The sequence below is a fragment of the Acidianus ambivalens genome, from assembly GCF_009729015.1.
GTDB lineage: Archaea > Thermoproteota > Thermoprotei_A > Sulfolobales > Sulfolobaceae > Acidianus > Acidianus ambivalens.
On record NZ_CP045482.1, the window covers coordinates 1768741 to 1785839 of the forward strand.

Below are 17099 nucleotides of genomic sequence, written 5' to 3' on the forward strand. Positions count from 1 at the left end.
TGAAGGTTCTAAATAACAAGATAGCGCACATTTATTACAACTTTCGTATTTTTTTCCAGTCATAGCTTTCCCAGAGTGATTTAATATCTATTTCCCAAATTCTTTTACTACCAGTGTACTCGTTAAGGACATAGCAGGGTAAAACTACCCTGCCTTGCGGATCTATGTTAATGGTAAGCCAAGGTTTGCAGGTCCAAGGAATACCTTTATACCATGAATTAAGTATAGCTTCAAAATACTCTTTCGTATTCATTATTGGTTTACCTTCTTTCTTCAAATAAAGAAGCCTATCTAGGACTTTCCTTAATTTCTCTTTCTCCGGACTCATTTTATCCGCTGTAGAATAATCATATGCAACTTGGAAATTGACTAAAACATCTAATTCCTCAGCTAAATTAACAATTTTTTCCGCTTCATCAAGATTTTCTCTAGTTAAAGTTGTAGAAATTGCTAAAGGTACTTCATCTTTTGCAATTTTTATGCCTTCTAAAGCCTTATTGAAAGAGCCTTTAACACCTCTTATTTCGTCATGAGTTTCTCCAATTCCATCGAGAGATACGAAAAGGTAATCCAAGTATTTCTTTATTTCGTTAAACCTTGCTTTCAGTAGTAAACCGTTAGTAACCAGCGAGGTATGAAACCTTTCATGAGATTCTTTCAGAATTTCTGGTAAATCCTTTCTTAAAAGTGGTTCTCCTCCTTCAAAACCCATAAAAATAACTCCAAGTTCCGAGAGCTTCCTTAACATCATTTTCTCTTCTTCCAGTGTTAGTAATTTCTAATCTTTTCTTCTCCAAAAAGGACACATTTTGCATTTTAGATTGCACGAATAAAGCAACTTATGCCCTGCAATCACCGGAAGATTTCTTTTACTAAATAACCTTAAAAGGCCGGTAGATATAAAAGGTTTAATTTTTCCCATAATATTTATTTCTTTCCTCTACCATTTTAGCTATATTTTCCTCTTTAGAGAATGAAATTGCCAACAAAGCTAGAGCCGCAGAGCCATATTTTAGAATATTCTCATCTAGTTTAAACATTGGACTATGCGTAGGATAAATACATCCTTTTTCCAGATTTCTAGTACCTATGAAGATATAACAGCCAGGCTTTAGTTGAAGATAACGTGAAAAATCGTCAGCCAACATAACCGGTTCAATTTCAACTATTGGCCTTCTTAAGTTGTTAAGGATATCCATAGCCATAGAAGTTATCTCTGGATAATTTATAAGAGGAGGACAATTGTCACTGAAGACAACTTCACAATCTGCATTAAAGCTTTTACAGAGAGAGTCTACTAAGCTTTTTATTTTCGATTTAACTTTCTCGATAGTAAAAACGTCAAAACCTCTTATTGTACCTTCCATTACTGCTTCATCCGGTATAATGTTGCTTTTAGTCCCAGAATGTATAGAAGTAATTGAAAGAGTAAACCCGTCCAATGGGTTAACAATTCTGGAAGTTAATCCGTGTAAAAGGTTAACTATTTGTGCAGAAATAAAAATCGGGTCTAAAGTTGTATGAGGAGAAGATACGTGACCTCCTAATCCCTTAACTCTTATTTTAAAATTTGAAGATGAGGGCATTAAAGCTCCTTTCCTAGTAGCAAAAAATCCCGAAGGAATAAAAGGCGATACGTGTAAACCGAATACGTAATCTACATCATCCAATTCGTGATTAGAAATAACCTCTTTAGCTCCTAAATCTTCCTCTTCCCCAGCTTGAAAAATGAGCTTAACTTTCCCAGATAATAAATCCTTATTCTTTACTAGCAGTTGTGCAGCTCCCAAAAGCATAGCAACGTTAGCGTCGTGGCCACAAGCGTGCATAATGCCGGGACTTTTCGAAGAGAATTGTAAATTTGTCTTTTCAGTTATAGGCAATGCACTTATCTGAACCCTTAATGCTACAGTTTTTCCAGGTTTTCCACTATCAATTAAACCTATTACTGTAGTAGAAAGTCTCCTTGTCTGTATTCCTAAAGACCTTAGCTTTTCTTCTATAAGCCTTGACGTATTAGTCTCCTGAAACGGCAATTCGGGATTCTCGTGTAATATTCTTCTAATCGTTATTACGTCATTCTCTATACTCTCGCTATCTTTCAAAAGTTTTTCTGCAATTTCCTCTATATTCATGTGGAGAGGTTTTAATGAATGTGATATAATAAATTCGTTCTAAATAATATGTAACAGCAAAAGTTAATTTCTAGAACAGATAACTATGAATGAAAGCATATTACCTTGTAGAAATAAATTATTTTATGCAAGTAGGACAGGAATTAAAAGAGAAAGGAATAGATATATTAAGATTTACTTGGGTTGGGTTAGACGGTTATATAAGGGCAAAAGGGGCTTACGTAGATCACGTAGACGAAATGGTTAAATCAGGAATAGGACTAACTAAGGCAATGTTCAGCTTTACGCCTATGGATACTTTATCCCCTTACGGTTCCTTCGGTCCAGAGGATGAAGATGTATTCTTAGTTCCGGATCTCTCAACATTATCAATTTTCCCACCTTCTGCAATGGTAATCTGTAATCTTTACTCTAATGGAAAACCTTGGGAATACGACGTAAGGTCGGCTCTAAAATCCACGCTTGATAAAATTAGAGAAGAGTATGGATACGAGTTTAAATCCTCCTTTGAGATTGAATTTTACTTGGTAAAAGATAAAAAACCTTATGATGACGCGAGGTGTTTTGATCCCTCTGCTTTTTACAATAATCCCGTAATTTCAGAAATTGCAAAATTGCTTGACGATAATGGAATAGATATTCTTAGGATAATTAAAGAATACGGTCCGGGTCAATACGAATTTGACATAATTCATAAGGATTCTTTAAGAAGTGCGGACGAAGTTATAATTTTTAAGGAAATAGCTAGGCAAGTAGCTACAAAACACGGTATAGAAGCAAACTTTATGCCTAAACCTTTTAACAAACTTGCCGGTTCTGGGCTTCACTTAAATCTAAGTATTTGGAAAGGAAATTCTAACCTATTTTTTGATGATAAAGATAAGCTTGGTTTAAGTGAAATAGCTTACAGTTTTATAGCAGGAATCATTGAACATGCCAAAGCCTTAACTGCAATTGCCGCACCGACCATAAATTCTTATAAAAGGTTAGTTCCAGGGTCTTGGGCTCCAACGAAGATTGCCTATGGTTACAATAACAAATCGTCCATGTTAAGAATTCCAATGCCATACCCCGGTATGTCCATGATTGACAGGAGAATTGAATATAGAGTTCCAGATCCTTCTACTAATCCTTATTTACTATTGACAGCTATAATACAAGCAGGAATGGACGGAATAGAAAGGGGATTAAAGCCTCCTTCTCCGGTTAATGAGAATGCTTACTATAGGAAAGATATAGAGGATTTACCTAGAAACTTAAGAGAAGCACTAAACGAGTTAAATAAGGATTCAATCTTAAAGGAGAAAATAGGAAATAAGATAATCGACGAATTCATAAAAGTAAAGACTGCAGAAGTAGAAGAATATGAGAGCTATGTAACGGACTGGGAATATGAAGTCTATAGAAAACTTTGAAATAGTAGATTCTCACTCTCATTGGTTCTCAGCAAAGATTATGGACGAAAAACAATTCATGATGGCTTCTTCAGAATCCTGGAGGGAAGAAGAACTACCTTCCTTATCTGAAAGAATAATTTCAATGAACTCTTGGAGGCCTTTTTATCTAATGCTAAGAAATTATATGAAAAAATTACTTGGAGAGAATTTTATAGATGAGAGGAATAGAAGAATAAAAGACGATCCAGTCAATTATGTAAAATTTTTAATGGAAGATGCTAAAATAAGAGCATTCGTTATCGATGAGGGATTCGGTAAAAAAGAACAAGAAATACCAGTAAAGTATAGACTACTTTTTAGAATAGAGAGTATAATAAACGAAAATCTCTTCTCACTTCCCTTTGAAAAAGCTGTAGAGGTTTTTGAAGAAACTTTGAGGAGCAAAATAAAGGAAGAAAACTACGCAGGCTTTAAGTCAATAATTGCTTACAGGACTGGATTAAAGATTATCTGCGACGAGAACCTTGCAAGAAAAGACTTTCTAGATGAAGAAAGAGAATGGTTCGGAAGAAAAGCAAAGGGATTTAGAGATTACTTATTCTGTAAAACCATGGAGATAGCGAAAGAATTGAACGTTCCGTTTCAAGTTCATACAGGGGCAGGGGATAGGGATATTAAGCTTGAGCTTTCAAGACCTTCGTACTTAACAGACTTGGTTAGAAAATATGAAGGAAAAATAGTTTTAGTTCACGCAGGATTTCCATTTCATAGAGAAAGTGCATGGATGAGTTACTTATTTCCTTCAGTATATTTAGACGTATCCCAAATCTTTCCCTTTGCTACGACTGCAGGAAGAGATGTTTTAAGAGAGGTATTACAAATAGCTCCAGCGAATAAAGTAATGTATGGCTCTGATGCCTTTGAAATTCCAGAAATAGCTTGGGTTTCTGCAAAATTATTTAGAAAATATATAATATCAATCATAGAAGAGATGGAAAATGAGGAAATTATTGACGAGAAGGATTCCTTGACGATAATAAAAATGATTGCGGAAGGCAATGCTGCAAAGATTTATGGCGTTTAAAGCATACCTTTAATTTCCATGTATCTTAACACGTCGTAAAGGGTCTTAGCCTTCATTTTTATCTCAGGATAAAAGTTAAACCTATCCAAAAGTATGGCATCAATAAACGCTCTCTTAGCTCCTATTACGTCAAGTTCGTAAATGTCACCACATGCAAAAGAATATCTCCTACATATCTTTTAGCATAAGCAAATATTCTAGGATTTGGTTTAACTATTCCAATATCACAAGAAGCTATTACTTTGTCTACGTATTTATCTAGTTCAAATTCTTTTACAATTTTATATATTCTCTTAGTAGAATTTAAAATTATAACAATTTTATACTTCTTTTTGACTTCCTTAAGAAAGTCAATAGCGTCCTCGTAAAGGAAATAATCTTGGTACTTATCCCTGTTAGCAATTTCCTCCATTATTTTCCTACAAGGATGGATACCTAGTTCATAAAATAGCTCGTGGAGGTTAAGGGGATTTAATCCTTCTTCATTGGCAAAGTTGCTCTTCCCTAGGACTTTGGCTAAAGCCCTAAAGAAAGCCCTTTCATCTATTTTGTACCCGTAATCCTTAAGTATTCCTAGCATATATTCATAAGACCTAGGCCTAAAACCTACAAGCGTTTCGCCCAAATCTACTGATATTGCGTAAGGCATGTGGCTATATACTAAAGCGGAAAAATAAATATATCCTACTATTAGCTATATAGCTCTATTTAGAACGGTAGACCTCCTTTCTGACCTCCAGGGAGGAAGGGCATTAACGCGGAAGCCATCTGCTGTGCAGTAATAGAGTGAATCCAAACCTTTCCTGGTCCTACAACTCTAACGAAATATAAACCTTCTCCTCCAAATAGCATTGTTTTAAATCCTCCAACTCTAGTAACAGTGAATTGCATACCTTCTTCTAACGCAAGTAAATGAGATGCCTCTATGTCTATGCTTTGCCCAGGCATTAAATTGATTTCATACAATCCGCCATAAGCATGCAGGAAAACTTGGCCTACGCCGTTAAATGAAGCAAGAAATAGTCCTTCTCCTCCTAAAATTGCCGGAGCTAAAGGAGCAAGCTTAGCGTCGTAATTGACAGAATCTTCTGCGAATAAAAATGAATGAGATTCTGCAAGAATTCCTTTGCCATTAAGTTGTATTGGCACTATTTTCCCTGGAAAAACGCCTGCAATATCTACTTCCCCAGGACCCATAAGCTCAGTTACGAAAAACGTTGCTCCTGTTAATTCCCTTTTTATTGCAGAAAGAATTCCTCCTCTCATTTTTGCTTGAATAGTTACAGAAGAGCTCTTGGACATTATATGCCCTGCGTCGGCATAAATTTTCTCTCCAGGATTTAAGAAAACCTTAACGTATTGTATATCGTCGCCTATAATTTGATATTGCAAAATTTCACCTTAAATAAGAAATAGAACGCAAAAATTAAGCCTTTACTTCTTCTTTCTCTCCTTTTAATTCTTCAGTTATTTCTTCCAAGCTCTTCATTTTAGGCTCCTTTATAAACACGATAGTTATTGCTGCACCAAGTATACTGAGTAATGACAGCATGACCAAAAGTTCCTTAAGACCTATTGTCGCTAGCAAAGTAGGGAATAAGTAAGTGGATACCGCTGCACCAACCTTACCTGCTGCCGCAGAAATACCGTGACCAGTAGTCCTATAAGATGTGGGATAAACCTCCGCAGGAATAACGAAAGTTGTAGTATTTGGCCCAAAATCAATGAAGAAGAAGCTCATTGCGTAAATTGCTAAGGCCTCGCTTGACGAAATTAGGAATCCTGTAACTTTATTGTTAGTTACTATCATAATGGAGCTAACTACAACGTAAATTAAAGCCATCATTATGAAACCTTGAGTTTGTATAACTTTCCTACCCAACTTGTCCATTAAAGCTACTGCAGTAAAGTACCCAAAGAAACCTACCATGAAAGGAATACCTGCAAATACTATTTCTTGACCTACGCTTGAGGGCTTACCTAGAATTGATGAAACTATAGGGCCAGAATAAACTCCTGTTCCGTAATATGCCATATCGAGTATTAACCACGTCCCTGCAGTTCCTATTAATAGTTTCCAATACTTGCTCAAAAACTCAGAGAAGGACATCTTTCTAACTTCTATTTTACTTAAATTTAACTTCGCGCCCAAAAATGAAGCGCTCTTTTCAGCTTCTTTCAAATCTCCTTTTACTAAGGCAGCGTACCTAGGAGTTTCAGGAACCTTCCTCCTTAAGTATATTACAGTTGCTGCAGGAATTGCACCAATTCCTGCCATAACTCTCCATGCAATGTCAGGAGGCAAAGTGTAGGCAGAGATTGCTCCTACTGCTACTGCAACCAATGTTCCTATTCCTTGGTTAGCAAAGACTAATGCAATAAGTTTCCCTCTATCTTTAACGTTAGCGTATTCGCTCATTATTGTAGCGGAGATGGGATAATCCCCGCCAATTCCAACGCCCATGATCATTCTAAATATTATTAACCATAATAGATTAGGAGAAAAGGCGCTAAGGAAAGCTCCTGCTGATAGTAAGCTTGCCTCTACTCCGTAAACTTTTTTCCTGCCTATTTTATCTCCTAGAATTCCGAATACTATTTGACCTAATACGGCAGTTATTATTGCTGAAGAAGCTAAGACTCCCTCATAAAAAGAATTTAATTGAAAGCCCGGTAACTTGTACGCCTCGAAAATATCTATTATTGCGCCTATAATAAATAAATCATACGCATCTGTAAAAAATCCCATTCCTGAAGTATACCAAATTTTTATGTGATTGAAAGTTAGTTTCAAGCTGTCAATGCTGCTGAAAGGCGATCGATTCATTAAACCTCAAGCTACTATAGGATAGCTAGGTTATATATATTACCTATATACATACGATAAACTATATAGTGCTATATAGATTATGTATATTAGAGAATGAATAGAAAGTTAATAAAAACAAAAAATGATAATTACATTTATTAGGACTCTAAAGGCTTACTAGATATGACCATTAAGGCATTCTTCAATCAGTTTTGCATCCTGTTCTGGTATAGGTCTCTTTAAATTTGCTGGAGCATTCCTAAGATACTTGGCTAGTTGTGCCTTATCCTCTATGAAAACTATCTTATCAAGTATTGACTTGAAATCGCAGACTCCAGTTATTACTGGCTCTACCCTAACTCTATAAGGAAAGAGTGCTCTATTCCTCACCTTCTCTTCTGGGAAAATTGGAGTCTCATCGTGGTACCATTCTGTCAAAACTTTTACTATGCCTACTATTTTTCCTCCGTAAACTTTAGCGTAATATTTGCTTACGTAAATTATTAAATAATCTCCCTTGGCTATATATTGGCTTAAGTCTTGCTTATAACCGTAAACTCCTTCGTAACGAATAGTATCCCACATGTCCTCTTGAATCGGTATTAGCCAGTAGGTCACGGTATGCTATATAGTTTTATTACTTATAAATGTTACTTGGCAAAGTTCAAATATTAATAAGTATAATTATTGTGATGAAGTTAAGAACACATTACGTGTTTTCTTTAGGCTTGCTATCATTGCTTGACTCCCTTCTCCTGAGTGACGTCCTTGAAGTTATAATAATCTCCGGGATTATTTCCGTAACCGCGAACAACGTTATTGATTATCTGGGCCACGAAATAAGGGGAAAATACATCTCAAGAACGCCCAGAACTCACACACTACCAAGAAGCATTGGTTGGGGGTTATTAACTTCATTACCGATAGTCCTCGCTTCGTATTTCCTATTTTATTCACCTACCGAACTTATCTTAATAATCATCCTGGACGGGGTTATGGTAGGCCCTTCTCACATGCTCCTAGACGTATTCACGGAGAGGGGAATTTACCACAAAGTTAACGGAAGGTGGAGGAGGATCGCCTTAGCCCACTTCTCTTATGATAATCCCATTGTCAACGGATTAGCAATATTGTTGGGAGTTATAATGCTGTTTGCAGCAATACAACTACATAGTTATCATTACTACTACCACTATTATCATTATTACAACTCTTATTCCTAATGGGATAATATACGAAAAGAGAAAGATTTTTAAATACATTTTCTATATCTTTTGTCGTGATTTGCTAGAAGCGAAGTTTAAGAATTATGAGAAGTTCCAGCAAGAAAATGAGCACTGAAGATTTTCGGAATTATATTAGCTAAAGGGTTTCCTAACCGTAAAGTTAGAAATAGTATTAGAAAGACTTTAAAAATTCTAATCAAGGATCCTTTAACTTACGCTAGAGAAAAATTAGGTATAGATATCTTCGGGAATCAAATGGTATCTATAGAAGTTACGAGGAATATAAGAATCCTTTACAGCATAGATTTAAAAAATTGTATAGTTTTTATTTGGAAGATTGGGTCTCATAAGAAGGAAAGATTAGCGTTCTTTTCGACCTCATCAAAGAACTTATCTATCTCCCCCTCGTTCTCAAACTCGATATAAGCATAACTCTTGCCGTCTTCCTTAACTAACCCGGCCTTCATGCATATAAACTTATCACAGAGGCTATTATAATAATGTGCTTATAGAATATATTCTTATTAAATCTCAAAAAATTGTTAAGTAATGAGTATAAGTACTTCGAATTAGATACCAATTTCTTCTATACATTAAGAAAAAGCCAATAAACTTCTCAACTTAATAATAAAGCTTAATTTTGTCTTTCTATTCTATGAATTATTTATGATTTGGTTCATCTGTATGTAGCTATCAATATCTTAAGTACAAATCATTTGTTAGCTAACAATCTTTCTATTATAGGACTTAACTGCATAACAAGTAGTAAATACTCCGGTTAGCTAATCTCTTTCAATCTACTTTCTAACTTCTCGTCCCAAATATCTTCGAAAAACTTCTTAACTTTATTTTTTATAAATTCTATCACCATAATTATATCCTTCTCTACTTCGTCCTTATCTTTATAATTTACAAAATTAGGATCAAAACCGTTATAGGAAAATGAATGAAGAAGTAATGCGGTTTTAACTATTAACTGAACATCATAACCTAGCTTTGCTAGATCGTACGAAATTCCTATAAGACCGGTTGTAGGAGCAGATTAGCCTACTCTCTCATACCAATCTTTTTTCCTTCTCAGATTTAGATTTTAAGATATTATCAAAATTTTTTACTACTAGAGCGCTGATTATTGCTTTAACTGCTATGAAAGCTTTTGAGGAAGCATTAGTAATCATTCCTTTTCTCAACATCTCTAAAGCGAGCTTACTCTCCATAAGCCCTTCCATTACTTTTACATAAACGTAAGATTTGGGATCTATCTTATAGTCTAATATCTCATACATTAAGAATTAATCATATGAGAAACCTTTAATAATTATTCTACGACTATATTAGTTACCCGTTTTTATTATATGTACATTATTAATTTTTAATCTTAACTAAGAGATAGCCATCTAGCATATGCGTAACTCTAGACAACATTTATTTGCTATTCTTATAACTTATGTTTCATTGACTAGAATTAAAGATGCAATAAACATGGTATTATGGAAATACAAGGACAAGGTTTCAGAGTTTACTCTAGTAATCTCTGATAGGTTTCTCGTTAATGCTGAAATTCCTTTTGATAAGATTGAAAGAGTTGATAATTATTATATTTATTTGACTGATGGAGAAACGGTAATACCAATTCACAGAGTACTTGAAATAAGGAGAAATGGGAGAACGATATGGAGTAGAAAATAACTCTCTTTTTAATTTTCTGAGCTATTTACTCTTATGTTAAAGGAAATACTAAATAATTCCTCAATTTCAGAACTCCTTCAACAAGGAAAGGAAATTGATTGTACAAGAGAAGAATTCTTTTCTGAATTAGACGAAATTATTACTAAGGCTTCTGCAGAAGGATATAAGGTTGAAGGACCTACCCTCTCTTACGATAAGGGCTTAAATAAGCTTACTTACGATGTAAAGAAAGGTAATAAGAAAGTTGGAGAAATTTCACTATATTACGGAAATTTTTATAGAAAATATGTTCAATATGTTAAATTCTCTAAATTGTAGTTATCCTTGCAATTAATTCGTCCGGCAACTCTATAGCCTTCCAAGTCTTAGGATTTATTGAGGCTTGAACTACGTAACCTTCTGTAGTCTTTTCTCCGTCCTTAAAGATATTCATATCAAAGCGTATAATCTTCTTAGAGATCGCCTTTGGTGAAAGAACTACTGAAATCCTATCTCCCAACCTTAGGGGTCTCTTATATACAGCGTGAGATTCAACTATTACGAACCAAAGGTCGTCGTTCACTATAGGATATTTTATCCCAACTTTTCCTGCATATATTTTTCTATAGCATTAGTGAAAAACCGATAATAAGAAGCATAATGAGCTATTCCTTGAGTATCGGTGTCGTAAATTCTTACAGTCTCCTCAAATACGAATTCTGCTTGAGCCATATGAAATTTTCCAAAGAGTGCATATTAAGGCTTTATTTGAGAATTAACCCAATTCCTTACAATTTCGCTCATCTTGATGCACTCTAAAGCTTTCCTTTTATCGTAACTTGTCACCATGGAATATCTAGAAATAGTGTAGTGTGGAGTTAAAAATCACAAGCTTGATAAACTTCTTCTGTTGCCTTTACTCCTAGAATTTTCTCTACTTTTTGCAAAAGTTCACTAAGGTCTTGAGTGAAAGTATGAGATCCAGTGTATTTCATTTCTATTCCTTTTAATAGAAATTCCACACTTTGTTGAGAAGCAAAGCATGAAAACCAATAGTATCCTCTCTCAGCCATTTCTTTAGCTATAGAATAAAATTCGTCACTCTTGTTAAACCAAAACTTTTCTACCACAACGCCTTTTTCCTTTAAGAGCTTTAATATCTTGTGGAGAAAGTAGTTGAAAATTTTGTGGAGAAGATAAAAGAAAAATATTCAGGTAAAGTTACCATAGTATTATTCGGTAGTAGGGCTAGAGGAGATTACTGGCCTTCCAGCGATTATGATTTTATGATCTTCCTAGAAAGAGTTGAGGATAAAACGGAAGAGGCTTACGAGATTTATAAACTAAAGAGAGGATTTTCAGCAGATATAATAGTTCTATCCAAGGATGAATTAAAAGATAAAATTGTAGAAAAGATGTTGGAAGATAAGATCGTAATATATGATGGACTTGGGCTCTTTAGATGAAAGCTTTCAATTCTAGACTGCAAGAATTAAAGAGTACCAACATAGGATATTAGCATTTAAATCTTACCTTAATCTATAAGTATTTAGTGATGACGCCGCGCTTTTATGAACGGTGAAGAATCCTTGCGCTGCTGACTTGAAGTACTTTGAGTTATAATCCAATCAATAGTAAAATTTTGGCTATATCAGTGTCTAGCAAAAACATCATTTTTCAGTAGCCCTCCATCTCTTCATGGGTCGGACCCCCTATTCCACGACCGCCGACAGCCTAGGGTTTACCCCGAGCCTACCTCTAGCCGGTGACCAGTAAGCGCTGACGTCCGGGTACTGCTGCCCCCTTCCGGATCTAGCAGATTCCCCCGGCAAGTATGGTTCCCCTCCTCCCTCCAGAGGAGGAGACCATAGCCGCCAGCCCTACTGGGCGGCCTTCATTGTTCGGCTCGGCCCGTAGACTGCCACGTGTCGTGGAATAGGAGTTACTGGTGCCCGCTTTACGCCATGCGGGAACAGGAGGCGGCGGGACTCCCCACCCTACCCGACCCAAGATTAATCTATATAGTTAATCTAAAAAAATTTAGGTATGCCTAAAAGGACGTCTATGTCTATCCCTAAACCGAGAACTATTGAAGAGTAAATATTATAATAGAACGCAGAACCAAAGTTTCCTTTATTAGCTAAGAAGTAGGCATATGCCATTATTAATCCGTGAGCAATAGTTGATGCATAAGCTATTGGGCCTAAATTATACATAAAGTCTGCTAAAAAGTCCAAAATGAGTGAAGCGAGCTGATTTAATCCTGCAAACTTTAATGCAAAGTCACCAAGCAAAACAGCGAAGCTGTGCAAACCCATTTGTTTATCAAATTCTGCATCAGGAATGTGGTTATATAAATCAAAGCCTAAAGCCCAGAATATTGTAGCAATTACGAATGGCCAAGGTACAGCTTTTAGAACGCAATATAATGAATGATAATAAAGTCCAGCACTTGCTACTGCACCGCTAAATACTGCTAAGCCTTGTATTGAAGCAAGATGATAATTAGCAAAGGCTGTATACCTTTTCATGTAAGGATAAGTCATTACTATTAATGCTACTATAGGAGAAAGAACAAAAGCCCAAATATTAACGAAGTATGCTGAAATGAAAAAGCCCGCTAATCCTATTATTATCAGAGCTTTAGCTTCCCATACCTTTATTGCTCCAGTAACTAAAGGCCTAGTCCTAGTCCTAGGGTTTTTAGCGTCAATTTCCCTATCAGCTAAATTATCATTAGTCATCCCAGCAATCCTTAAGAAAAAGAGGGCTGAGAAAATGAGGAAAAGAGTTTGGATTGGAGGTATTCCTCTTATTGCCACGAAAGCCCCTAAATAAGCCATTGGTAAGCTAAATAGAGTTTGCTCTATCCTAAGAAACCTCATTAAAGTGTAAAACTTTCCTTTATTTACCGAAGCTGCTCCAGGATCCCAGTTCACACTATTAATTGAGGATTTCGGTTTTTAACTTCTTGCTAACCTGGAGATAGTAATCTAGACCGTCTATTAAAGCTATAACTGATGCCTCTATTACGCTAGTTGAAACTCCTTCTGTCCTCCAATTATCTTTACCGTCAGTAAATTCTATAGTTACTCTAACTAAGCTTTCAGTGTTCTTTATTTCTCCGGGTAGTACTACTCTATAATCTATTAACTTCACGCGTGAAAGCTCTGGATAAACCTTTTGTAAGGCATTTCTTACTGCCATGTCCAAAGCGTGAACGGGCCCTACGCCTTCTGATGCCTGTAATTGGGAATTTACTTTAACTACAGCAAGTGATAAGTTCCCGCTTTCGTTTATAACTTTCCAATATTGTAAGTCAATGAACTTTGTGTAAATTCCGAGTTCTTTCAAAATCTGAAGTACTGCTGAGGCCGGAGCTAAATCGAAGCTGTAACCCTTATTTTCCATTTCCTTAATTTTTTGTAATGCTTTTCTTAATCTCTCGTCTTTTTTATCTACTTTTATTCCTATTTTTTCTAGATAGTTTAGTAAGTTGGAAGAGCCTGCTAATTCAGAAATCACTATCCTTCTTTGGTTACCTACTAACGTAGGATCAATATGTTCATAAGCTCTAGGAACTTTTATTACTGCGTCAGCGTGAACTCCTGCCTTATGAGAGAACGCATTATCTCCAACGAATGGTTGATATGGATTAGGATGCAGTCCAGAAAGTTCGTAAACCAATCTAGATACTCCTTTTAATTTCGTTAAATCTGGAATTACTCTAAAACCCATTTTAAGTTGCAGATTCGGAATTACTTGAATTAGATCAGCGTTACCAGTCCTCTCTCCTAAGCCGTTTATTGTACCTTGTACGTGCCTAGCCCCTGCAAGAACTCCCATTAAAGTATTTGCAACAGCACAGCCAGAATCGTTATGCATGTGAAGCCCTACTTTTACCTTCAGCTCTTTTACTACCCTTGACGTAATTTCGTAAATTTCATGAGGTAATGTACCTCCGTTAGTATCTGCAAGGGCTATTACAGAAGCTCCAGCTTCTTCGGCAGTTTTTATTACTTCAAGGGCATACTCTTCATCTTCTTTATAACCTTGGTAGAAATGCTCTGCATCAAAAATTACTTCCAATCCATGATCTCTTAAGTACCTTATACTATCATACACTAACTCTAGGTTTTCTTCTTTACTTACCTTTAAAACATGAGTAACGTGGAGTGTCCAGGATTTGCCGAAAAGTACTGCAACCCTTACTCCGGAGTCTATTATTGCATTTAAGTTCTTATCCTCCTCAGCTTTTACTCCTTTTTTCTTAGTGCTACCGAATGCCGCAACTTTAGCCTTTAGTGAATATTTACTTATTTCCTTGAAGAATTCCTCATCTTTAGGGTTTGACCCAGGCCATCCTCCTTCAATATAATGTACTCCTAGGTCATCTAAAGCTAGTGCTATCCTTATTTTATCATTTAACGTGAAAGATACAGAAGTAGTTTGTGCTCCATCTCTTAATGTTGTGTCCAATACCTCAACTAATTTCTTGATCAGCCATATGCTTAATGTTTAGAATAGTTATAAAAACTTGATTATAGAATAACACGCTATGAATTTTAAGGTAATCCTCGTAGGTGTTATAATTTTTCTAATAGGATTAGCTGGATTACTACTCTTACCATTATATTTCCCAAATTATTCAATAGTCAACAATCAGTATGTTAAACATTATTCAACGGTTACTGTTCCCGGGAATGCAGGTAAGATAGTTTTAACATTTAACATTACTAAAGAGAATAATTCCATTATAGCTTTTATAAAATCTGGTAATGCAAATATATCAATACGTAATGGTACTAATTTTTTGCATATAGTTTGTAATAAACAGGGTATGGTTAGCTTAATTTTATCGCCAGGATGTTATGAAATGGTAATTATAAATGACGAAAACACTCCTCAGAATGTTACATATACTTACGGAATTTTCAACGCAGATTTTATTACCAGCTTTTACAATGGTCTTGGAATAATAACTACGATAATGGAAATAGTAGCCGTGGGTGGAATAGCTTTAGCGTTCATTTCTCTTATTTACGAGCTATTATCTATTAGAAGACGTAAGAAGTGACCTTAACCAAGGTATTGAATCTAGAATAAAACTGGGCCCCATGTGAGCTAAATAATCGCCTTTAGTGAATACTAGTCTATCCCTAAATTTTTGCAAGCCTCTTTCTTCCATCTTTTTTAGAAATCTTTCCTTCTCGTAGTCTGTAAGCCTTTTTGGTTCATAGATAAATAAGTCAGGGTTTCTACTCAAGATTTCTTTATCGTCAGGAATAAAATACGCCTCGTCTTTATCATCGAAAATGTTTTTTCCTCCAACTATAGAAATCGCATCACTAACGTGGCTAGGAAAACCCATAGTTATAGGTCCTCCTAAATCGAATTCTACGTAAACTTTTGTATTTCCAGGGTTATAATTCTCTGTAATTTTTTTCCTTAATTTATTTACCAGCTCTCTTCCTTCATTTTTTCTGTCCACTACTTCGGCTATAATTATTACGTTATCTATGATCTTACTTACGCTAGTTGCTACTTGCATAGGATAAACTGTAAAGCCCATGTTGATCAATTTTTTAGTTAGATCCTTCTGGGCACCCATAGTAGAGAATATTAAATCCGGCTTGTTTTCCTCTAAAAAGTCCAACTTAACGTGTGTATAACTGCCTATTTTAGGCAATTTTCTTGCCTCTTCAGGCCTGTAACTAAAAGCATCGGTAGCTATAATTTTATCTCCTAAACCTAAGAAAAACAATGTTTCAGTAGTAGCAGGATCGAGACTTACTATGTTTTTTAAAGGCCTCTTAATTTCTACGTAATCGTCAAGTACTGGATTATAAATTTTCATATTCTCTTCTTCTTTTTCTTTTCCATTTAATTTATTTTTTATTTTACCCCTAAGCATGTTAGTACTCCGTAAGCTCTCCTAGTTTTCTTTAATATCACTCTAGCATTAACAAAATCTAGAGATGGCTCGCAGGGTTGCTTCTCCTTAACGTATATAACCGTAGAATTGAAGGACTTTGCTATGTCTTGGATTTTCTTATCTCCGTTTTTAGACTCTGAAGTAATTATAAAGTTTACAGTATTCCTAAGGATATTTATAGATTTCAACGTGGAAATTATTGAATAATAAATGGCTTCCTTAGGAGTGTCCTTAGAATATGATAAAGCTATTACCAAAGATAAAGGCTTCATTATTATCTTTTTACTGTTAATTTCCTTATCTTCTTCCTCAGTGTCTGTTTTAATCACAATATCAGCATCTTCTTCTTTTCTTGTCAATTCGTATCCTTCAACAGTATGAATATCTATATTAGAATAGACCTTAAGTTTTCCTGAATTTAGTAGTTTTTTCTCTAGTTCATCAATTTTCTCTCTATTTATTATTTCTAAACCATTAATCCAGGCAAATTCTTGAATGCTATAGACGCCTTGTTGAGAAGTTCTTGAAGTTAAAATCAACTGAGAGCCTAAAAGGTCAGCTATCATTCCTGCTATAAAGGAACCACCACATTTTTCTTTGAACAAGGGAATAACGTAGCTTCCGTCATCAGTTACACCTATTATTACTGGAGTTTTAGTGGAGAACTTCTTTACACTATAAATAATTTCCTCTATTGGATAAAAATAGACTTGTACTTCCTCATGAGTATCTACTATAAAATATCCTAACTCATCTAAGCTGTTCCTGACCTTTTTTGCAAGCTCGTTAGAACTCTCTGCTATAATTTTTATTCTAGATACATACAACCCAAGTAAAAATTAGTT

19 protein-coding genes, 1 other RNA gene and 3 pseudogenes are annotated in these 17099 nt (G+C 35.3%); 8 read left to right on the top strand and 15 right to left on the bottom strand.

Going from position 1 to position 17099, the window contains the following annotated elements; all coding sequences use genetic code 11:
* Positions 1-34: 34 nt before the first annotated feature.
* The gene (locus tag D1866_RS09975) at positions 35-751 is read right to left on the bottom strand and encodes a PTO1314 family radical SAM protein (RefSeq protein ID WP_231136318.1); all 717 of its coding nucleotides are present in this window, start codon (positions 749-751) and stop codon (positions 35-37) included.
* 157 nt (positions 752-908) lie between these two features.
* Positions 909-2135: a carboxypeptidase CpsA gene (cpsA, locus tag D1866_RS09980; protein ID WP_152939548.1), complete on the bottom strand. Its 1227-nt coding sequence runs from the start codon at positions 2133-2135 to the stop codon at positions 909-911.
* Positions 2136-2260: 125 nt separating this feature from the next.
* Here cpsA and D1866_RS09985 point away from each other — a divergent pair, with 125 nt between their 5' ends.
* Positions 2261-3550 (top strand): glutamine synthetase family protein, encoded by a 1290-nt coding sequence (locus D1866_RS09985; RefSeq protein WP_152939550.1) that lies wholly within the window; start codon positions 2261-2263, stop codon positions 3548-3550.
* Entirely contained in the window at positions 3528-4616 is a 1089-nt protein-coding gene (locus D1866_RS09990) for an amidohydrolase family protein (protein WP_338025385.1), read from the top strand. Before D1866_RS09985 ends, D1866_RS09990 begins: the two co-directional genes overlap by 23 nt.
* A 124-nt stretch (positions 4617-4740) precedes the next feature.
* Here the strand turns inward: D1866_RS09990 and D1866_RS09995 are convergent, their stop codons facing one another.
* From D1866_RS09995 to D1866_RS10010, 4 genes are all read right to left on the bottom strand, one after another.
* A complete protein-coding gene (locus tag D1866_RS09995) occupies positions 4741-5265 on the bottom strand; it encodes an HAD family hydrolase (protein WP_231136319.1) in 525 nt (174 codons plus the stop codon).
* Between the two features lie 59 nt (positions 5266-5324).
* Positions 5325-6011 carry a TIGR00266 family protein gene (locus D1866_RS10000; RefSeq protein WP_155861147.1) on the bottom strand — a complete coding sequence of 229 codons (687 nt, stop codon included), beginning with the start codon at positions 6009-6011 and terminating at the stop codon, positions 5325-5327.
* Between the two features lie 31 nt (positions 6012-6042).
* Entirely contained in the window at positions 6043-7443 is a 1401-nt protein-coding gene (locus D1866_RS10005; protein ID WP_152939555.1) for an MFS transporter, read from the bottom strand.
* Between the two features lie 159 nt (positions 7444-7602).
* Entirely contained in the window at positions 7603-8043 is a 441-nt protein-coding gene (locus D1866_RS10010) for an EVE domain-containing protein (protein WP_013775269.1), read from the bottom strand.
* 74 nt (positions 8044-8117) lie between these two features.
* Between D1866_RS10010 and D1866_RS10015 the strand changes: the two genes are divergently transcribed.
* Positions 8118-8648 carry a DUF1286 domain-containing protein gene (locus tag D1866_RS10015; RefSeq protein ID WP_152939557.1) on the top strand — a complete coding sequence of 177 codons (531 nt, stop codon included), beginning with the start codon at positions 8118-8120 and terminating at the stop codon, positions 8646-8648.
* Positions 8649-8861: 213 nt separating this feature from the next.
* A pseudogene (locus D1866_RS13850) lies at positions 8862-9077 on the top strand (hypothetical protein); the annotation flags it as partial.
* Between the two features lie 352 nt (positions 9078-9429).
* Here D1866_RS13850 and D1866_RS10020 read toward each other — a convergent pair.
* A pseudogene (locus D1866_RS10020) lies at positions 9430-9937 on the bottom strand (PaREP1 family protein).
* A gap of 169 nt (positions 9938-10106) precedes the next feature.
* Here D1866_RS10020 and D1866_RS10025 point away from each other — a divergent pair.
* Together D1866_RS10025 and D1866_RS10030 are read left to right on the top strand one after the other, a co-directional pair.
* The gene (locus D1866_RS10025) at positions 10107-10340 is read left to right on the top strand and encodes a DUF504 domain-containing protein (protein WP_231136320.1); all 234 of its coding nucleotides are present in this window, start codon (positions 10107-10109) and stop codon (positions 10338-10340) included.
* A 33-nt stretch (positions 10341-10373) separates the two neighbouring features.
* Positions 10374-10658 (top strand): hypothetical protein, encoded by a 285-nt coding sequence (locus D1866_RS10030; RefSeq protein ID WP_152939559.1) that lies wholly within the window; start codon positions 10374-10376, stop codon positions 10656-10658.
* On the opposite strand, the pseudogene D1866_RS10035 reads toward D1866_RS10030, so the two are convergent.
* From D1866_RS10035 to D1866_RS13705, 3 genes and pseudogenes are all read right to left on the bottom strand, one after another.
* Positions 10648-11051, bottom strand: a pseudogene (locus tag D1866_RS10035) (acyl-CoA thioesterase). The gene D1866_RS10030 and the pseudogene D1866_RS10035 overlap by 11 nt on opposite strands.
* Before the next feature lie 24 nt (positions 11052-11075).
* Positions 11076-11168 carry a hypothetical protein gene (locus D1866_RS13855; protein ID WP_420809225.1) on the bottom strand — a complete coding sequence of 31 codons (93 nt, stop codon included), beginning with the start codon at positions 11166-11168 and terminating at the stop codon, positions 11076-11078.
* A 29-nt stretch (positions 11169-11197) separates the two neighbouring features.
* Entirely contained in the window at positions 11198-11449 is a 252-nt protein-coding gene (locus D1866_RS13705) for a HEPN domain-containing protein (protein WP_269199632.1), read from the bottom strand.
* A 33-nt stretch (positions 11450-11482) separates the two neighbouring features.
* Between D1866_RS13705 and D1866_RS10045 the strand changes: the two genes are divergently transcribed.
* Positions 11483-11785 (top strand): nucleotidyltransferase domain-containing protein, encoded by a 303-nt coding sequence (locus tag D1866_RS10045; protein WP_155861148.1) that lies wholly within the window; start codon positions 11483-11485, stop codon positions 11783-11785.
* Between the two features lie 234 nt (positions 11786-12019).
* Here the strand turns inward: D1866_RS10045 and ffs are convergent.
* The 3 genes from ffs to cimA all read right to left on the bottom strand — a co-directional run bounded on the left by ffs (position 12020) and on the right by cimA (position 14822).
* An RNA gene (ffs, locus tag D1866_RS10050) (signal recognition particle sRNA) lies at positions 12020-12327 on the bottom strand.
* A 22-nt stretch (positions 12328-12349) separates the two neighbouring features.
* Entirely contained in the window at positions 12350-13258 is a 909-nt protein-coding gene (locus D1866_RS10055; RefSeq protein WP_155861149.1) for a 4-hydroxybenzoate octaprenyltransferase, read from the bottom strand.
* Positions 13259-13262: 4 nt separating this feature from the next.
* Positions 13263-14822, bottom strand: coding sequence for a citramalate synthase (cimA, locus tag D1866_RS10060; protein WP_152939561.1), 1560 nt, complete (start codon positions 14820-14822; stop codon positions 13263-13265).
* A gap of 55 nt (positions 14823-14877) precedes the next feature.
* On the opposite strand from cimA, the gene D1866_RS10065 reads away from it, so the two are divergent.
* Positions 14878-15396 (top strand): hypothetical protein, encoded by a 519-nt coding sequence (locus tag D1866_RS10065; RefSeq protein ID WP_152939564.1) that lies wholly within the window; start codon positions 14878-14880, stop codon positions 15394-15396.
* Here the strand turns inward: D1866_RS10065 and D1866_RS10070 are convergent.
* Both D1866_RS10070 and D1866_RS10075 read right to left on the bottom strand, forming a co-directional pair.
* Positions 15370-16233 (bottom strand): ABC transporter substrate-binding protein, encoded by an 864-nt coding sequence (locus D1866_RS10070; protein WP_231136321.1) that lies wholly within the window; start codon positions 16231-16233, stop codon positions 15370-15372. The two genes, D1866_RS10065 and D1866_RS10070, sit on opposite strands and share 27 nt — an antisense overlap.
* Positions 16215-17081, bottom strand: a complete 867-nt coding sequence (locus D1866_RS10075) for a cobalamin biosynthesis protein CbiG (RefSeq protein WP_152939566.1) — start codon at positions 17079-17081, stop codon at positions 16215-16217. Before D1866_RS10075 ends, D1866_RS10070 begins: the two co-directional genes overlap by 19 nt.
* Positions 17082-17099: the final 18 nt, after the last annotated feature.

Excerpts from the sequence above, each read along its gene's own strand:
- D1866_RS09985 (WP_152939550.1), top strand. The coding sequence starts at position 2,261 with ATGCAAGTAGGACAGGAATTAAAAGAGAAAGGAATAGATATATTAAGA.
- D1866_RS10005 (WP_152939555.1), bottom strand. The coding sequence starts at position 7,443 with ATGAATCGATCGCCTTTCAGCAGCATTGACAGCTTGAAACTAACTTTC.
- D1866_RS10015 (WP_152939557.1), top strand. The coding sequence starts at position 8,118 with ATGAAGTTAAGAACACATTACGTGTTTTCTTTAGGCTTGCTATCATTG.
- D1866_RS10030 (WP_152939559.1), top strand. The coding sequence starts at position 10,374 with ATGTTAAAGGAAATACTAAATAATTCCTCAATTTCAGAACTCCTTCAA.
- D1866_RS09995 (WP_231136319.1), bottom strand. The coding sequence starts at position 5,265 with ATGCCTTACGCAATATCAGTAGATTTGGGCGAAACGCTTGTAGGTTTT.
- D1866_RS09975 (WP_231136318.1), bottom strand. The coding sequence starts at position 751 with ATGATGTTAAGGAAGCTCTCGGAACTTGGAGTTATTTTTATGGGTTTT.
- D1866_RS10065 (WP_152939564.1), top strand. The coding sequence starts at position 14,878 with ATGAATTTTAAGGTAATCCTCGTAGGTGTTATAATTTTTCTAATAGGA.
- D1866_RS09990 (WP_338025385.1), top strand. The coding sequence starts at position 3,528 with ATGAAGTCTATAGAAAACTTTGAAATAGTAGATTCTCACTCTCATTGG.
- cpsA (WP_152939548.1), bottom strand. The coding sequence starts at position 2,135 with ATGAATATAGAGGAAATTGCAGAAAAACTTTTGAAAGATAGCGAGAGT.
- D1866_RS13855 (WP_420809225.1), bottom strand. The coding sequence starts at position 11,168 with ATGGTGACAAGTTACGATAAAAGGAAAGCTTTAGAGTGCATCAAGATG.
- D1866_RS10070 (WP_231136321.1), bottom strand. The coding sequence starts at position 16,233 with ATGCTTAGGGGTAAAATAAAAAATAAATTAAATGGAAAAGAAAAAGAA.